The sequence below is a fragment of the Ruminococcus sp. 5_1_39BFAA genome (assembly GCF_964240875.1).
GTDB lineage: Bacteria > Bacillota > Clostridia > Lachnospirales > Lachnospiraceae > Blautia_A.
Window position 1 is genome coordinate 23,726 of record NZ_CAXSVO010000027.1, and the last position, 14,318, is coordinate 38,043.

At 46.4% G+C, this 14,318-nt stretch carries 16 protein-coding genes and 1 riboswitch; all 16 genes read right to left on the bottom strand.

Translation table 11 applies throughout. The features are described from left to right. Positions 1 to 69: 69 nt before the first annotated feature. The 16 genes from ACESZH_RS19290 to ACESZH_RS19365 all read right to left on the bottom strand — a co-directional run bounded on the left by ACESZH_RS19290 (position 70) and on the right by ACESZH_RS19365 (position 14,177). A complete protein-coding gene (locus ACESZH_RS19290; protein WP_373218482.1) occupies positions 70 to 909 on the bottom strand; it encodes a 4Fe-4S binding protein in 840 nt (279 codons plus the stop codon). Beyond that, entirely contained in the window at positions 902 to 1,054 is a 153-nt protein-coding gene (locus tag ACESZH_RS19295) for a CD1871A family CXXC motif-containing protein (RefSeq protein ID WP_373218483.1), read from the bottom strand. The genes ACESZH_RS19290 and ACESZH_RS19295 overlap by 8 nt, the downstream gene beginning before the upstream one ends. Positions 1,055 to 1,082: 28 nt before the next feature. Next, positions 1,083 to 2,852 carry an AAA family ATPase gene (locus ACESZH_RS19300; RefSeq protein ID WP_373218485.1) on the bottom strand — a complete coding sequence of 590 codons (1,770 nt, stop codon included), beginning with the start codon at positions 2,850 to 2,852 and terminating at the stop codon, positions 1,083 to 1,085. Between the two features lie 194 nt (positions 2,853 to 3,046). Then, the gene (locus tag ACESZH_RS19305) at positions 3,047 to 3,607 is read right to left on the bottom strand and encodes a hypothetical protein (RefSeq protein ID WP_373218486.1); all 561 of its coding nucleotides are present in this window, start codon (positions 3,605 to 3,607) and stop codon (positions 3,047 to 3,049) included. Positions 3,608 to 3,780: 173 nt separating this feature from the next. After that, a complete protein-coding gene (gene folK / locus ACESZH_RS19310) occupies positions 3,781 to 4,590 on the bottom strand; it encodes a 2-amino-4-hydroxy-6-hydroxymethyldihydropteridine diphosphokinase (RefSeq protein WP_373218487.1) in 810 nt (269 codons plus the stop codon). An 8-nt stretch (positions 4,591 to 4,598) separates the two neighbouring features. Further along, complete coding sequence (folP, locus tag ACESZH_RS19315; protein WP_373218524.1) at positions 4,599 to 5,405, bottom strand: dihydropteroate synthase; 807 nt, start codon at positions 5,403 to 5,405, stop codon at positions 4,599 to 4,601. A 20-nt stretch (positions 5,406 to 5,425) separates the two neighbouring features. After that, positions 5,426 to 5,935 carry an HD domain-containing protein gene (locus ACESZH_RS19320; protein WP_373218489.1) on the bottom strand — a complete coding sequence of 170 codons (510 nt, stop codon included), beginning with the start codon at positions 5,933 to 5,935 and terminating at the stop codon, positions 5,426 to 5,428. A gap of 24 nt (positions 5,936 to 5,959) precedes the next feature. After that, the gene (gene folE, locus ACESZH_RS19325) at positions 5,960 to 6,517 is read right to left on the bottom strand and encodes a GTP cyclohydrolase I FolE (protein WP_373218490.1); all 558 of its coding nucleotides are present in this window, start codon (positions 6,515 to 6,517) and stop codon (positions 5,960 to 5,962) included. A 169-nt stretch (positions 6,518 to 6,686) separates the two neighbouring features. Then, a riboswitch (THF riboswitch) is annotated at positions 6,687 to 6,783 on the bottom strand. 101 nt (positions 6,784 to 6,884) lie between these two features. Continuing rightward, positions 6,885 to 8,819 (bottom strand): thioredoxin domain-containing protein, encoded by a 1,935-nt coding sequence (locus ACESZH_RS19330; protein ID WP_373218491.1) that lies wholly within the window; start codon positions 8,817 to 8,819, stop codon positions 6,885 to 6,887. A gap of 134 nt (positions 8,820 to 8,953) precedes the next feature. Continuing rightward, positions 8,954 to 9,139, bottom strand: coding sequence for a (2Fe-2S)-binding protein (locus tag ACESZH_RS19335; protein ID WP_373218492.1), 186 nt, complete (start codon positions 9,137 to 9,139; stop codon positions 8,954 to 8,956). A 92-nt stretch (positions 9,140 to 9,231) separates the two neighbouring features. After that, positions 9,232 to 9,630 carry a YbaN family protein gene (locus ACESZH_RS19340; RefSeq protein WP_373218493.1) on the bottom strand — a complete coding sequence of 133 codons (399 nt, stop codon included), beginning with the start codon at positions 9,628 to 9,630 and terminating at the stop codon, positions 9,232 to 9,234. Then, positions 9,627 to 10,019, bottom strand: a complete 393-nt coding sequence (locus ACESZH_RS19345) for a nitrous oxide-stimulated promoter family protein (RefSeq protein WP_373218495.1) — start codon at positions 10,017 to 10,019, stop codon at positions 9,627 to 9,629. Before ACESZH_RS19345 ends, ACESZH_RS19340 begins: the two co-directional genes overlap by 4 nt. 178 nt (positions 10,020 to 10,197) lie before the next feature. Continuing rightward, entirely contained in the window at positions 10,198 to 10,674 is a 477-nt protein-coding gene (locus tag ACESZH_RS19350; protein WP_373218496.1) for a pyridoxamine 5'-phosphate oxidase family protein, read from the bottom strand. A 29-nt stretch (positions 10,675 to 10,703) separates the two neighbouring features. Then, positions 10,704 to 11,267 carry a class I SAM-dependent methyltransferase gene (locus tag ACESZH_RS19355; protein WP_373218497.1) on the bottom strand — a complete coding sequence of 188 codons (564 nt, stop codon included), beginning with the start codon at positions 11,265 to 11,267 and terminating at the stop codon, positions 10,704 to 10,706. 5 nt (positions 11,268 to 11,272) lie between these two features. Then, positions 11,273 to 11,950 (bottom strand): YkgJ family cysteine cluster protein, encoded by a 678-nt coding sequence (locus tag ACESZH_RS19360; protein ID WP_373218499.1) that lies wholly within the window; start codon positions 11,948 to 11,950, stop codon positions 11,273 to 11,275. A gap of 28 nt (positions 11,951 to 11,978) precedes the next feature. After that, positions 11,979 to 14,177, bottom strand: coding sequence for a DNA topoisomerase III (locus ACESZH_RS19365; protein ID WP_373218501.1), 2,199 nt, complete (start codon positions 14,175 to 14,177; stop codon positions 11,979 to 11,981). Positions 14,178 to 14,318: the final 141 nt, after the last annotated feature.

A 14,318-nucleotide genomic window follows, 5' to 3' on the forward strand; every position in this document is an offset into this window, starting at 1 on the left:
ATCAGATAATTTGGTTAATTTTTTAACGTACCGATACATTAACATACCTGTACGCCATATTTCCTTTCGCTATTTGATCGCACCCACAGGACAGGACTTTTTACACTGTCCGCAGCGGATACATTCGGGATGGTTCACGTTCTGTACAGGATCCACCTGCATTTTGCAGGCTTTTGCGCAGGCGCCGCAGTTTACGCATTTTTCTTTATCCAACCGGTACCTAAATACCGAAATAGGGTTAAATACCGAGTAGACAGCCCCAAGGGGACATATGTATTTGCAGAAGGGGCGGTAGATCAAAACGGACGCAAAGATCGTAACCGCCAGTATCACCAGCTTCCACGCATACAGCCAGCCAAGGGCGCTGCGCAGAGATTTGTTCAGAAGAACGAGAGGAATGCCTCCCTCCAGCGTTCCCACCGGACAGATCAGCTTGCAGAAATACGGTGCCCCCTGACCCAGAATATCCACCAGAAACATGGGGAGGAGGATTACAAAAACCACCAGTATCACATATTTCAGCTTCCGCAGAAGCTTATCGCCCCGAAAGGTTTTGATCCTTTTCGGAAAAGGGATCTTGTGCAGCAGATCCTGGATCAGCCCGAAAGGACACAGCCAGCCGCACACAAAGCGGCCCACCAGCGCTCCCACGAACATGAGAAAGCCTGCCACATAAAAAGCAAATTTAAAATTCCAGTTTCCGATCACTGCCTGCATTGCCCCGATGGGGCAGGCGCCTCTGGCTCCCGGGCATGAATAGCAGTTCATGCCCGGAACGCACAGGTTTTTCAGCTTGCCTTTATAAATCTTCCCCTGGACAAAACCTGCCAGGTAGCTGTTTGTCAGAAGCGCCCAGAGAGCCTGAGCTCCGTGGCGCGGCCATTCATTTGTATTTTTCTTCTTATCCAATTCCAATACACTCCAGACATATATTAATCGCTTTTGTCAGTACCACTGCCATCTCGCCCCGGAAGATGCCATACGCCATCATTCCCACTCCCAGAGCAGCAATACAGATTCCTTTCCATGATGACTGCAGCCAGCTTTTCTTCATACAATGCTTCTCCTTACATTTTTCACATCTAATACAAACCTTTCAAATATTCTTCCACATTCAGATAAGTGACACCTTTCAATTCAGCCGTTACACCTCTGTAAATTATATACTTTCCAATGATTCTACCATATCGAAATTCTGTATCTTTACATTTCTGTTCATCCAGCAAATGCCTGCATTGCTGCGCAACCATTTCCATACTGTGCTTAATTTCATATATCTCACAACTCTCTTTCTCCGGGTCAAAGACAACCATATCAAACTCGCCAATCGCAAACTGCAATCGAAATACCTCACAATTTTTCCTGGAGATCTTCGTTTCAAGAAGAACGATATCCTCCATCATTCTACCTTTGATTTCATCCAGAATCCGTTCAGTTACTCCATTTCTCTCTGTCAGAGACATATCCCTGAACTTTTCGTCCTGCATAAGAGATTTAATCAAAGCCTCAGCCTGCGAATAACGCATACCTGGCTGTGAAAACGCTGTCCTTGTTTCCTTACGATTAAAGTCAGACATCCATCGGGTTTCAATTTCTGCCGTAAGATCTAAAAGATCCAAATACTCCTTTATCTCAAACCGATGCACGTCCTGTATTTCCACAGACTGTTCCGCTTTATCCCTGATTTCCAACAGAGATTTTAACGTTTCATTTACTTTCACAATATCAATCCGATCCAGAATATCCGTAGGATTCTCACGATCCTTTCTAAGATTCTTTGCCGATATCCTTAAATCATTTGACCTGAAATTCCTTGTCAAAACCTCCATGGTAAACCGATGATTCATATCTTCAACTACCCGGTTAATTGCACTTGTCAGCTCATTTTTCTCATACAGTTCTCTCAATGAACGGAAATGGCCTTCATATTGATAATTTTTCAAAGAATGCTGGATGTTACGGGCAATCGCGCTGTCTACATATTCATCCGTACTTTTTTTAGTAGCAAAAATCGCATCATCATTGTAATGCTTTCCGCCCAGACTCATAGTGCCGCCATATCGAATATAATGATCTATTCCAATTATGCCTAACACATTTTCAAATTCACGATATGGAATAAAAGTAGTATGAGACATCATACATCTATCATACAACTCCTCATCTTCTGTGAACATGAATCCCAGAGAGTCCGTACCAGATAAAACAATTTTCATCCCACTGGCAGCAAAAACATCGGAAAACAAAGCTGCACCTTCTATAAAATCATCCAAAAGCGTAACCTCATCAATAAACACATATCGGTAACCATTTGTTTCCAAATATTTTAGGTCGCGATTAACATCATCCAGGCTCTTTCTGTCCTGTATCTGAATAAACACCGATTTACTTCTCATCTCTGCATCCATATCGTAAATCAACTGACGAATCAGTGTAGTCTTTCCGGTTCTTCGCAGACCGTATAAAATGTATACTCTGTCGTAAAGGTCTCCATAAACATAATCATGTAACTGCTGGTAACATTCACGCTTCATCCATTTAGCAACAGGCTTCACAAAACGCTCCAGATCTTTACCGATTCTCACAGCACAACGAAACTGATATACAGGCTTCGTCATTTTTATTATATGGGTTTCCGTATTTTTAATCAGATTTTGTAGTTCCTTCCTTCTTTCAATCTGCTTTGTAAATTTTTCTAATTCCTCATCCTTTATTCTTCTGGAGCGCTGCTTTCCATTTTCTCTCCATTGATAATAAGCATACTCCTTACCATTTATTTTCTTGTAAGTGATACCACCGGATGGTAATGTTTCAATCTCCGAAATAATCTTGCTGTATTCTTCGTTTGACATGTGCATCCCTCCTTGCAATTCAATTTTATCTTTTTTAACCTCATTTGTAAAGTTAAAAAGTTAAAAACACTTCGTATGGATGGATAAGAGGTGAATGCCTGTCAGAACAGACAGGATGCGATTAAAAAATCCTGCAGCCGCGTAATGGGCGGTGCAGGACTTGGTCTGGCTTTTGTGCGGGAAATTTCCCTGAATTAGTATTTTGCTCTTTTTTCAATATCTTTCCGGAAAAGAACCTTAAACACAGTCCGGACAAATGGCTGGATGAAAAATAGCTGGCTGAAAAATGCAAATGGAAAATTGAAGCATACCAGCTTCAGCCAGTTTGCCAGCAGCGTAAAAATGTTAAAGCCAGCATAGTAAGGATAATAAAACCATGCCGCTAAAAAACTCATGGCAGGACACATCAGGCCAACCGTTGCACAGATGATCGTTGTCTCAAAGGTTACAGGATGGGTTTCCCTGGGGTTATACACCTTACATGCAAGCCTGAAGGAGCATGGGCTGCCCATCACACATTCCAGACCATATGCAAAACAGAATTCCACCAGTATCACGGCCCAGATCGGCAGCATCTTTCCAAACATATAAACGCCGCCCTGGGCATTGATCGCATGGATCACCGAATCGGCTCCCGTTATCTCCATCAGCAGAGAGCCGTTCACCACATACAGGCTGTAAAATACATAGGCGTGCACTGTTATCACAACAGTAATAAATGCAAACACCATTCTTTGAAATTGATTTCTTGGCATACTTATTTCCTCCTCTTCACATACAAAAACACAGGCCGGCCTGCACGCAATCTTCTGAGAATCAAAAACCATGTTCCGTAATCAGATTTACGTGCAAAGCACTACCTGTGTCATCATATATGTTCTATTTAGTTTTTTACCGCAGACATTTTATCACAAAATTCTCAAAAATGTCAAAGGGCTTTTTGCATCTCCTCAACGGTTTTCCCGGTCAGGGGATGGCGCTTCCACGGTGCGATCTGCGCCATGGGAATGAGCACAAAATCTCTCAGGTGCATCTCAATATGTGGGATATGAAGCTCGGGCGTATCCATTACCAGATCATCATAAAGAAGGATATCCAGATCCAGCGTCCTTGGCCCCCAATGGATTTCCCGGACACGTTTTGCCTCCTGCTCGATCTCATGAAGTATCTCCAGAAGTTCCTCCGGAGCCAGCATGGTCCGCAGCTCAAGTGCTCCATTGAGGAAATCATCCTGCTCCACACCGCCATAAGGTGCGGTCACCAGATAATCGGAAACCTTTTTCACCTGGCAGTCTTTTCTTTCATCCAGTCTTTTTACCGCCATATCCAGATAGCCTTTTTTATCTCCCATATTCGAGCCAAGCGCGATGTACGCCGTATGCCACCCTCTGCTGATCTCCACAGAAACTGTATCAAGCGGAAGGCCGATGGGTGCCCAGGGCTTTTCAATCTCCAGGTCCACCTTCTCCACCAGCGGAAACTGAAGCAGCAGCGCCTGGGCAAGCTGCTCCGCTATGCTTTCCACCAGCTTCCAGGTATGTTTGGTGGCAAACTCCTGGATAAAATGACTTACTTCTCCGTAATTTACGGAATATTCCAGATTATCGGTGACGCCTGCCTTTCTGGTGCTTGTGTGCAGGACTGCTGAGATCACAAATTTCTGTCCGAGAACATTCTCTTCCGGATAAACACCGTGCTTTGCAAATACTTCCAGTTTTTTTATGGTAATCTTATCCATAAAGCCCCCTAACATCCCAAAATGGCTTCTGTCATCCGGATGACACGCTTGTTTTCTTTTACATCATGTACGCGGACAAATGCACAGCCCTTCATCACACCGATCACTGTTGTGGCAAGGGTTCCCTCCACACGCTGGTCCGCCGGAAGATCCAAAGTCAGACCGATGACAGATTTCCGGGAGGTTCCCAGCAGAATCGGGAATCCCAGCCTGTGAAGTACGTCCACATGATGAATTGCCTCCAGATTCATCTCATATGTTTTTCCAAATCCAACTCCCGGATCCAGAATGATCTTATCCTCTGTTACGCCAGCCTCTCTTGCAATGCTGACGCACTCCTTCATATCCTGCACCATGTCTTCCAGGAAATCCTGGTAAACAGCCTCGTGACGATTGTGCATCAGACAGCAGGCTGCGCCGTACTGTGCAGTCAGCTCTGCCACACGGCGGTCATGCTTGAAGCCCCAAATATCATTTACCAGGTCCGCTCCGGCTTTCAAAGCTGCCTCCGCAACCTTTCCTTTGTATGTATCAATGGATACGGGGATATCAAAACGGGATTTAACTGCCTCGATCACAGGTACCACACGGGCAATCTCTTCCTCGTCTGTGATCACAGTATGTCCCGGACGGGTGGATTCTCCGCCAATGTCAACAATATCTGCGCCGTCCCGGATCATTTCCTCTGCATGGGAAAGGGCTGCATCCATCCTGTTATATTTTCCTCCGTCTGAAAAGGAATCCGGTGTGACGTTCAGGATTCCCATAATATATGTTTTCTTGCTTACATCAAATTCTTTTCCACCGATTTTCATGCTTTTCTCCTGTTTTTCCACTAATATTCGATCCATAGGTTCTTTTTTTCCACCGACCAGTCACACGCAGGCTCCGCCGGGCACGCAAAGCAGTTTCTGGATTTCTTATCCGCACGGTAAAGATATGCGGTCAGGCTGTCCTCACTGGTGAGGCTCTCTTTTTTCCGATGTCCCAAAATGGCATTTTGAATGGCCTGTATCTCTTCCAGTGTAAAGCCGCAGTCCTTCATGATCCCCTCTGCGATCCTGGCGCTGGCAATGTCATGCGGTGTTCCCTCCGCGATCTGCTCATACCTTCCAATATCATGAAGAAGGGCGGCTGCATAGATCACATCCTTTCTGATCTCTGCGCCGTTTTCCAGGCTGTAAATATACATAAGCCTCCCCACATCCAGAAAATGTTCCATGGTATGGCGGCAGAATATACGGTCCTTTTCTGCGTCCTGAAGCTTCTTCCACAGTTCCTGGAATAACGGATGCGCCTGTATGCGATGGACACGATCCATGCTTCTTGCTTCCGTATTTTTCATCTAATCGTCCTCACATTTTCCCGGTCAGCGGTTTACCATCTGCAAAAAGGTCTGCTGCAGGGAATAATCGTCTGCAAACACACCCCGCACAATGGTTGTAACAGTCTTGCTTCCCGGTTTTTGAACGCCTCGCATGGTCATGCACATATGCTCCGCCTCGATCATTACCATGACACCCTTGGGATTCAGATATTTTTCCAGTGCATCTGCAATCTGGGCAGTCATGTTTTCCTGGATCTGCGGTCTTCTGGCAAACACCTCAACAGTACGCGCAAGCTTGCTTAAGCCCGCAACTTTTCCATCGGGAATGTATGCCACATGTGCCTTGCCGTAAAACGGAAGCAGGTGGTGCTCGCATACGGAATAAAAGGTGATATCCTTTTCCAATACCATATTGTTGTTGGTTGCCTGGAATTGTTTGTTCAGATGGGTGGCTGCATCCTGGTAAAGACCGCCGTAGATCTGCTCGCACATACGCGCGATGCGGTCCGGTGTCTCCAGTAGCCCTTCCCTGTGGATATCCTCGCCGATGCCTTCCAGCATCAGCCGGACTCCCTGTTTGATCTTTTCATGATCCATCATGCCCCATACCTCCTTGAAATTATTTCGGGATGCGGCATTTGGCCCTGAATTGCTGCAGAGAAATGCGTAAAAATTTATGTACACAAAAAACATCCCGATGTGAATGAGCATCCGGATAAATAATAATCCCTGTATCCCTTCACAATCGAGATGTCTGTCATCTGTGTGTTGCAACGGGTGCGGATCCCATATCGTAAGACGAGCTTTTCGTTTCTGCGGCAACTCCCCATCCACTGAACACTTGACGCATGGAATCCTATTTTGCATATTATTTATCTGGGGCTATTATACTGCGATTGTCCCCACAGTTCAACATATTTCTGCTTTTTTACCGCAGCTTTTCGTGAACGTGAAAGCCCCGAAGCCTTTACGGCTCCTCATTTGAAGGCGGAAGGCATCTGTTTCCTTTGCACACATAGTATGTTGTTTTATCATTTAACAGACCATATTCCTCCGCAGGCGCTCTCAGGATCTGAATGTCGGCTTCAAGGGGCAGACGGGAAATTATCTTCTCTTCGCTGTCTCCCTCTGCCAGCACTGCTGTGATCCTCTGGGGCGGATAAAAATAGAGAAGCTCTGCTATGAGAAACATGCAGTATCCGGCCGGGTAGGCGGCTGCCTGTGCGGACAGAAAGGCAAGCTGTTTTTCTGCTGCCAGCCTGTATTCTTCCTTTTCCGTAATCTGCGAAAGTCTCACCAGACAGAATGCCATCACCGAGTTTCCGCTTGGAAGGGCGCCGTCGTAGGTTTCCTTTGGCCTTGTGATCAGACTGCTGTTCTGTTTCCCATAAAGGAAATAGCCGCCATCCTTGTCCCCAAACTGCTGCTCTGCCTGTCTGCAGATCTTTTCCGCCTGTTCCAGATATCCACGCTCCTGGCTTGCCCCATACAGGCAGAGACAGGCAGCCGTGTAATATGCGTATTCATCCAAAAAGCCTTTGACGGAACGCCTTTTTTCACGGCAGCTTACATAAAGCTGCTCTCCGTCTGAAAGATTCTTTCGGATAAATTCATCAGCTTTTTTTGCTGCGGAAAGATATTTCCCGCAGCCTGTTGCCCGGTACAAAACTGCCATTGCACAAATCATCAGTGCGTTCCAGGAGGTCAGGATTTTGTCGTCCAGATGGAGCTTTGTCCTTTCCTTTCTGTATTCAAATAAAACCTTCCGCTCTGCTTCAAATTTCTCCGAAATCTCATTTCCATCTAAAAGATTGGGGATGTTTTTTCCTTCAAAGTTTCCCTCTTTTGTCATACCGAAGTATTCACAGAACTGTGCGCCCTTTTCATTTCCCAGAATCCTGCATACCTCTTCATAGCTCCAGACATAAAACTTTCCCTCTTCTCCCTCGCTGTCCGCATCCTGAGCAGAATAGAATGCTCCGTCTGGGTCTGTCATTTCGCGGAAAATATACTCCGCCGTTTTCTCCGCTGTATCAAGAAGCTGGCTGTCGCCGGATTTCTTGTACGCTGCACAGTAGGCGATGATCAGAAGCGCATTGTCATAAAGCATCTTCTCAAAATGCGGGACAAGAAAATACCTGTCTGTGGAATACCTGGAAAATCCATATCCAATATGGTCAAAAATTCCTCCTCTGCGCATCTTCTCCAGTGTTCTTTTTGCCTGCACAAAAGCTGCTTCATCCTCATTCAGAGACGAATACAGGGTGAGAAAAATCAGGTTATGCGGCGTGGGAAATTTCGGCGCTTGCCCAAAACCGCCGTATCCTTTATCAAAGCTTTCGGAAAAGATTTTTGCAGCACGCCCCGGCAGATTTCTGTCTATAGCTTTGTCGGATTCCTGCTCCCGGACCGTAATCTGTTCCAGAATATAGTCTGCTGATCTCAGCAGTTCCGCCTTTTTATGCTTCCATGCGTCTGCGATCCCGATGAGCAGATCCCGGAAGCCCATGACTCCGTATCGTGATGAGGGTGGAAAATACGTTCCGGCATAAAAAGGCTTCTGCTCTGCTGTGAGAAAAATACTCATAGGCCAGCCGCCGCTTCCTGTAAGCGCCTGACAGACCTCCATATATACGCTGTCAATATCCGGTCTTTCCTCACGGTCTACCTTAACGGACACAAAGTTCTCATTCAGGATTTCTGCGATTTTCTGATTTTCAAAGCTCTCATGAGCCATAACATGGCACCAGTGGCAGGTGCTGTAGCCGATACTTAAAAACACAGGCTTATTTTCCCGCCGCGCTTTCTCAAAAGCCTCTTCTCCCCAGGGATACCAGTCAACGGGATTGGACGCATGCTGCAAAAGATATGGGCTGTTCTGGTCTTTCAATCGGTTTTTCATGTATTTCCTCCTTCTGCAAGAATATAATCCACTCCTTTTTCCTGAAGAAAATGAGCACATAAGTTAGTCTGTACAGTCAGCAGAGATTTATGCGCTTTTTTTGCTTACCAGACAACCTGGTTACGCCGCCTTCTTTATGCCTGCTTTTCAAGCAATTTTTTCGTCAGTTTTTTTACCTTTTTCTTGCATTTTCCGCAGCCCTTCCCGGCTTTCGTAGCTTTTTTTACCTCTTTAAAAGAAGAAGCACCGTTTTTTACCGCATCTGCCACATCCCCTTTTGTAACGTGATAACAGGGGCAAATTACTTTCTCTCTGTTCATAACAAACCTCCTTGTATTCTTTGCGGTACATTATACCGTGGTCACTAAGTTCATGCTGCGCCTTCGGCTCCATCCAGCCGAAATATGCGCCTTTATGTCTCTGATTCCGGTACGGCATTCTTTGGCAGTGTCTTTACACCGAATACAAAATACAAGAGGTGGCAGATCCACACAATCGCCAGGATCACCCGTCCTACCGGAACACGGCTCATCAGCAGGAAGCCGATTCCCATTAAAACAGTCACACTGGTAATGATCGTAATCTTTGTTTCAGTAGTCATACCCCGTTTCTGCACAAAAGACTCCAGATGCTTCTTGTACATTTTTGTACCAACAAACCAGTCATGCAGCTTCTGAGAAGAATTGGCAAAGCAGAATGCTGTTACCAGAAAGAAGGGTACTGTGGGAAGGATGGGCAGCACGATCCCTATGCATCCAAGTCCCAGGCAAATACACCCCACGATCAATAATAAAAGTCGTTTCAGTCTCATTTGGTTTCCTCCAATCTTTTTTTCTCTTTTTTTGTCTCAATCACGTGCCGCACCGCCATAACCGGATGATGAAAAATCATCCGCGGGCCGGAGAAACGCATGACATCACGGATTTTTTCTCTCATCTCCGGCTTGTAGCAGTGGACCTTGCAATTGGAACAAAAGGTTTTTGTCTCCATAAAGGGACATTTATCACTCCTTTGATCTGCATAATCACTGAGCGCTCTACATTCAGGGCAAAGCTCCTGTTTTGTACCGTGATTTTTGCGGCAATAAATCCTTATCATCAGAGCTACGGTTTGTTTCTCTCTCTTTCTCTTTTCGTCCACATTACCCTTCACCAGCTTATCCTCCCATTTCACATCGAATACATAATTCCGCAATGGCATCGCCAACTGCCTGTGCCAACCAGCCGTCTGTTGAACATCAAAGTTGATGTTTCTGCCTTTTGTTTTTATACACTCACTTTAATTAGTTTTATCTAATTTGTATTGTTAAAATAAGCCGCTCTCTAAAGCGGCTTACTTTTGATATTTTATCTGAAGAAATGCAGTTTTGTCAATAAGATTATTTCTTCTTTTTGGTACGGATTTTTCCCGTCATCTCTGTGACAACAAGCTTAAATACATTTGTGCGGGGAATTGCCTTTTGGCTAAAAGGAAAGCCTTCCTCACGGTAATGATTCATAAGGATGCACAGCCCTTCGTATTTTTCATCGTCCGGAACCATTTCTACAAAGCCTCTTCCGATCACGCTTTCGTAGTTCATGGTACAATTTCCTTTTTCCTCATCCAGCACGAGCAGATGTTCGCAATCCATTTCAAAGGTCGCTCTGTTGTCTCTTGCGATCAAGTCGTATTTTTTTCCTTCTGCGGCACCGTGGAAATATAACTCCAGCCTGTCCTCTTTTACCAGCATTCCAAAATTCAGAGGGACAATATAAGGATATCCTTCATCATTCAGAACAAGCCTGCATACATCACATTTTTCCATGATCTGGATCATCTCATTTCTGTCCGTTACTTCTCTGTCACTGCGTCTCATAGCGTTTACGCTCCTTTCAGTATTCTCCACTATTTTTTGAATATAAAAACCGGCAAAGGCGGATTGTTGCTCCGGTTGTAATATTGATTGACGATCACCGTATATTCTCTGGACGGAAGCTCCTTCAAAAAGGCCAGCAGCCTTTCTTTTTCCTCAAACCCCGTGTCACCGCCACTATAAATGCAAAGGCTCATCATGCCGCCGCTCTTCAGGATACGGAGTCCTTTTTCCACTGCTGCCACACTGGTATCTGCCCTTGTCGCAATGGCGTGATCACCGCCAGGCAGGTATCCGAAGTTAAAGCAGATCACATCCGCAAACTCTTCCCCTGCATAGAGATCCATATGCTCATGCCCGTCATGTATCAGCTCTGCCCTTTCCTCATATCCATGTTCTTTTAAAACCTCCGCCGTTTTCTGAAGCGCTGCATCCTGGATATCAAACGCCAGCACCCGGCCTTTGTCCCCTGCCAGCTCACACAGAAACAGGGTGTCACTGCCGTTTCCCATGGTGGCATCAATATAAAAGCCCCCTTCCGGTGACTGGGAACGGATCATTTCATGGCACCATAAGGTAATTTGTGACTGTTTCATTCTCTTTACTCCTTTGCCAGACTCAAAAGCTTTCTGCCTTCCTCAAGCCTTGTGTAAAACTGGGCGTAAAAATCCTCATTTTTCTCATATGCCTTCATATAAAAGCGGTTCACCACATAGAGATTCAGATTCTTGATCAGCTCCCCGTCTTCAGCCTGATACAATACCTCCTGCACATCCAGTAGGAAATAATGCCAGTCTGCCACAAATTTCTCATATTTTTTAAGCTCCGGCGTGTCGATCCATTTTTTTACTTTGATCTTGCTGCGGTTCGTCTTTTTGCACTCATGAATCTGCAGAAAATATCGGAAGCCTCCGTTTTCATAGTATCTTCCCAGTGGGAAAAGCCGGCAGAATCCCGGCCGGAATCCATGAATCGAGCACCTTCCCTCCCCGTTTAAAAAGACGCAGCTCTCCTCCCTGCCCCTCATACAGAGATGGGGCAGGATGTTGCCGTCCGCGGCATCAAACTGAATATATCCAAGACTGACAAGCTCCTCCGCCGTTTTTCCAAGGCCTGCACATAACCGGAAGACATCCAGCGGGTCCAGCACCACGGAATCCCCCATGCCTGTGCAGCAGTCGTGACAGCCTTCACAGTCATGGCAGTCAGCCTTTACCATATCATTTGCCTCATAAAGCTTTCCATCGGAAATCTCTTCCATTGAAACTTCGCGTCGCATATTTCTCCTGCCTTTCCCTGCCTGTGGATTAATCCAGCTTTATCCCTGCCAATGCCTGGGCAAAAGCGTTGTTTACCGGTTCCTTTGCTTCCTTCTGCTGCTTGCGGAGGTAATTCTGCACATCCCGCTTGCCCACTCCGGCTCCTTCCTTTGCCCTGCGGGCCTGGAAAGCGGAAAGCTTTTCCTTATAGCCGCATGCGCATACAAAGGTTTCTTCCTTGCCCTTTACATACATTTCCATACGCTTGTGGCATTTCGGACAGCGGGCGTTTGTGGTGCGGGAAACGGTCTCCCGGTAGCCGCACTCTCTGTCCTGGCACACAAGCATTTTACTGTTTTTGCCATTCACTGCCAGGAGACGCTTGCCGCAGTTCGGGCAGACCTTGTTGGTCAGATTGTCATGGCGGAAGGTTCCGTCTCCTGTTTTGATCTCCTCTACAATGTCGCAGGCATAATCCCGGATCTCATCCAGAAACGTATCCTGCCGCATTTTGCCTTTTGCAATCCCGGAAAGCTTCATTTCCCAGTCAGCCGTCAGCTCCGGCTTTTTCAGATCCTCCGGCACCAGCTCCAGAAGCTGCTTTGCCTTGGAGGTAATGTGTATCTCATTTCCTTTCTTTTCCATGAGAAAGGAATTAAAAAGTTTCTCAATGATATCCGCTCTGGTGGCAACTGTGCCAAGTCCGCCTGTCTCTCCGATGGTTTTCACAGCCTCCTTATCTCTGGTTTCCATGAATTTCACCGGATTTTCCATTGCTGCCAGAAGCGTTGCCTCAGTAAATCTTGCAGGCGGCTTTGTTTTTCCTGTGCTTATGGACACGTTTTCTGCCTTTAGCCGCGCCCCTTTCTGAAGCCTTGGAAGGCGCTGGTCCCCTAAGCCTTCATCCTCCCTGTCCTCTTCATCCTCCTGGGCATAGCTGCCCTCATAAACTTCCTTCCAGCCCAGGCTTTTTATGATCCTTCCGCTGGCTGCAAAGGTTTCTCCTGCTGCCACAGCTTCCATAGTCACCTGCTCATAGACAAAGGGCGGATACAGTACGCTTAAGAACCGTCGTACTACCATGTCATAAATCTTGCGTTCCTCATTGGTCATATGGTCAAGCTGTACAAACTGCTCTGTGGGGATGATGGCATGGTGGTCGCTGACCTTTTTGTCATCCACAAAGCCGGCATTTGTCTGGATCGGCTTATTCAAGAGAGTCCCTGCAAGCTTTCTGTAAGGGCCTGTTCCGCAGGCTTTCAGACGTTCTTTGATGGTGGGAACCACATCTTTTCCGATATATCTGGAATCGGTTCTGGGATAGGTCAGAACCTTGTGGTTCTCGTAAAGGCGCTGCATGATGTTCAGGGTTTCTTTTGCGGAAAAACCGTATTTCTGGTTTGCCTCCCTCTGCAGGGTGGTAAGATCATAAAGTCCCGGTGCCGGTGTCTTTTTGGGCTTTTCCGTAATGGAAACAACCTCCAGCGCACCGTCCTTTACTTTGTCACGGATTTCCTCTGCACGTTCCTTTAAAAAGGTCCGATAGCCGTTGCTTTTCCCATCGCGCCAGGTCCACCGCACCTCTCCTGCCTCCAGGGTGATCCCGTAATATTCCTTTGGGACAAATTTCCGGATCTCCTCTTCTCTTTTTGCGATCATGGCAAGCGTGGGTGTCTGCACTCGTCCGCAGGAAAGCTGTGCATTGTATTTGCAGGTCAAAGCCCTGGTTCCGTTCATACCTACCAGCCAGTCTGCCTCCGCTCTGGCGGCAGCGGCGCGGTACAGATTATCATACTCATGTCCGTTCTTCAGGTTCCGGAAGCCTTCTGAAATGGCCTTGTCCGTCACGGAGGAGATCCATAGCCTTTTGATCGGCTTACGGCACTGGGATTTTTCCAGTATCCAGCGTGCCACAAGCTCTCCCTCGCGCCCTGCATCCGTGGCAATGATAATATCTCCTATATCTTTTCTGAAAAGCTGGGTCTTCACGGCATTATACTGCTTTGCAGTCTGCCGGATCACCACCAGTTTCATATGCTCCGGCATCATGGGAAGGGTCGCCATCTCCCATTTCTCATATTTTTTATCGTATTCCTCCGGGTCTGCCAGGGTAACGAGATGTCCCAGTGCCCAGGTTACCACATATTCTTTTCCCTCAAGAGCTCCGTTCTGCTTTTGGGAGCACCTCAGCACACGGGCAATATCCCGGGCAACAGAGGGCTTTTCAGCAATTACCAGTGATTTCATTTTTTCACTCCTCGTCTAATATCTTTGATGAGTATATCATATCTTTTCCGCCCCTGCCAGTTGTTTCCTGCTTTTTCCTCCTATTGTCGGGACGCAGTTTATAATAATTTCATTATATTTTACAAAAATTTGTTTGTAAAC

What these genes read in the sequence shown, in the direction of transcription:
- ACESZH_RS19295 (WP_373218483.1), bottom strand. Translation starts at nt 1,054, where the DNA reads ATGAAGAAAAGCTGGCTGCAGTCATCATGGAAAGGAATCTGTATTGCT.
- ACESZH_RS19300 (WP_373218485.1), bottom strand. Translation starts at nt 2,852, where the DNA reads ATGTCAAACGAAGAATACAGCAAGATTATTTCGGAGATTGAAACATTA.
- ACESZH_RS19305 (WP_373218486.1), bottom strand. Translation starts at nt 3,607, where the DNA reads ATGCCAAGAAATCAATTTCAAAGAATGGTGTTTGCATTTATTACTGTT.
- folK (WP_373218487.1), bottom strand. Translation starts at nt 4,590, where the DNA reads ATGGATAAGATTACCATAAAAAAACTGGAAGTATTTGCAAAGCACGGT.
- folP (WP_373218524.1), bottom strand. Translation starts at nt 5,405, where the DNA reads ATGAAAATCGGTGGAAAAGAATTTGATGTAAGCAAGAAAACATATATT.
- ACESZH_RS19320 (WP_373218489.1), bottom strand. Translation starts at nt 5,935, where the DNA reads ATGAAAAATACGGAAGCAAGAAGCATGGATCGTGTCCATCGCATACAG.
- folE (WP_373218490.1), bottom strand. Translation starts at nt 6,517, where the DNA reads ATGATGGATCATGAAAAGATCAAACAGGGAGTCCGGCTGATGCTGGAA.
- ACESZH_RS19330 (WP_373218491.1), bottom strand. Translation starts at nt 8,819, where the DNA reads ATGAAAAACCGATTGAAAGACCAGAACAGCCCATATCTTTTGCAGCAT.
- ACESZH_RS19335 (WP_373218492.1), bottom strand. Translation starts at nt 9,139, where the DNA reads ATGAACAGAGAGAAAGTAATTTGCCCCTGTTATCACGTTACAAAAGGG.
- ACESZH_RS19340 (WP_373218493.1), bottom strand. Translation starts at nt 9,630, where the DNA reads ATGAGACTGAAACGACTTTTATTATTGATCGTGGGGTGTATTTGCCTG.
- ACESZH_RS19345 (WP_373218495.1), bottom strand. Translation starts at nt 10,019, where the DNA reads ATGCCATTGCGGAATTATGTATTCGATGTGAAATGGGAGGATAAGCTG.
- ACESZH_RS19350 (WP_373218496.1), bottom strand. Translation starts at nt 10,674, where the DNA reads ATGAGACGCAGTGACAGAGAAGTAACGGACAGAAATGAGATGATCCAG.
- ACESZH_RS19355 (WP_373218497.1), bottom strand. Translation starts at nt 11,267, where the DNA reads ATGAAACAGTCACAAATTACCTTATGGTGCCATGAAATGATCCGTTCC.
- ACESZH_RS19360 (WP_373218499.1), bottom strand. Translation starts at nt 11,950, where the DNA reads ATGCGACGCGAAGTTTCAATGGAAGAGATTTCCGATGGAAAGCTTTAT.
- ACESZH_RS19365 (WP_373218501.1), bottom strand. Translation starts at nt 14,177, where the DNA reads ATGAAATCACTGGTAATTGCTGAAAAGCCCTCTGTTGCCCGGGATATT.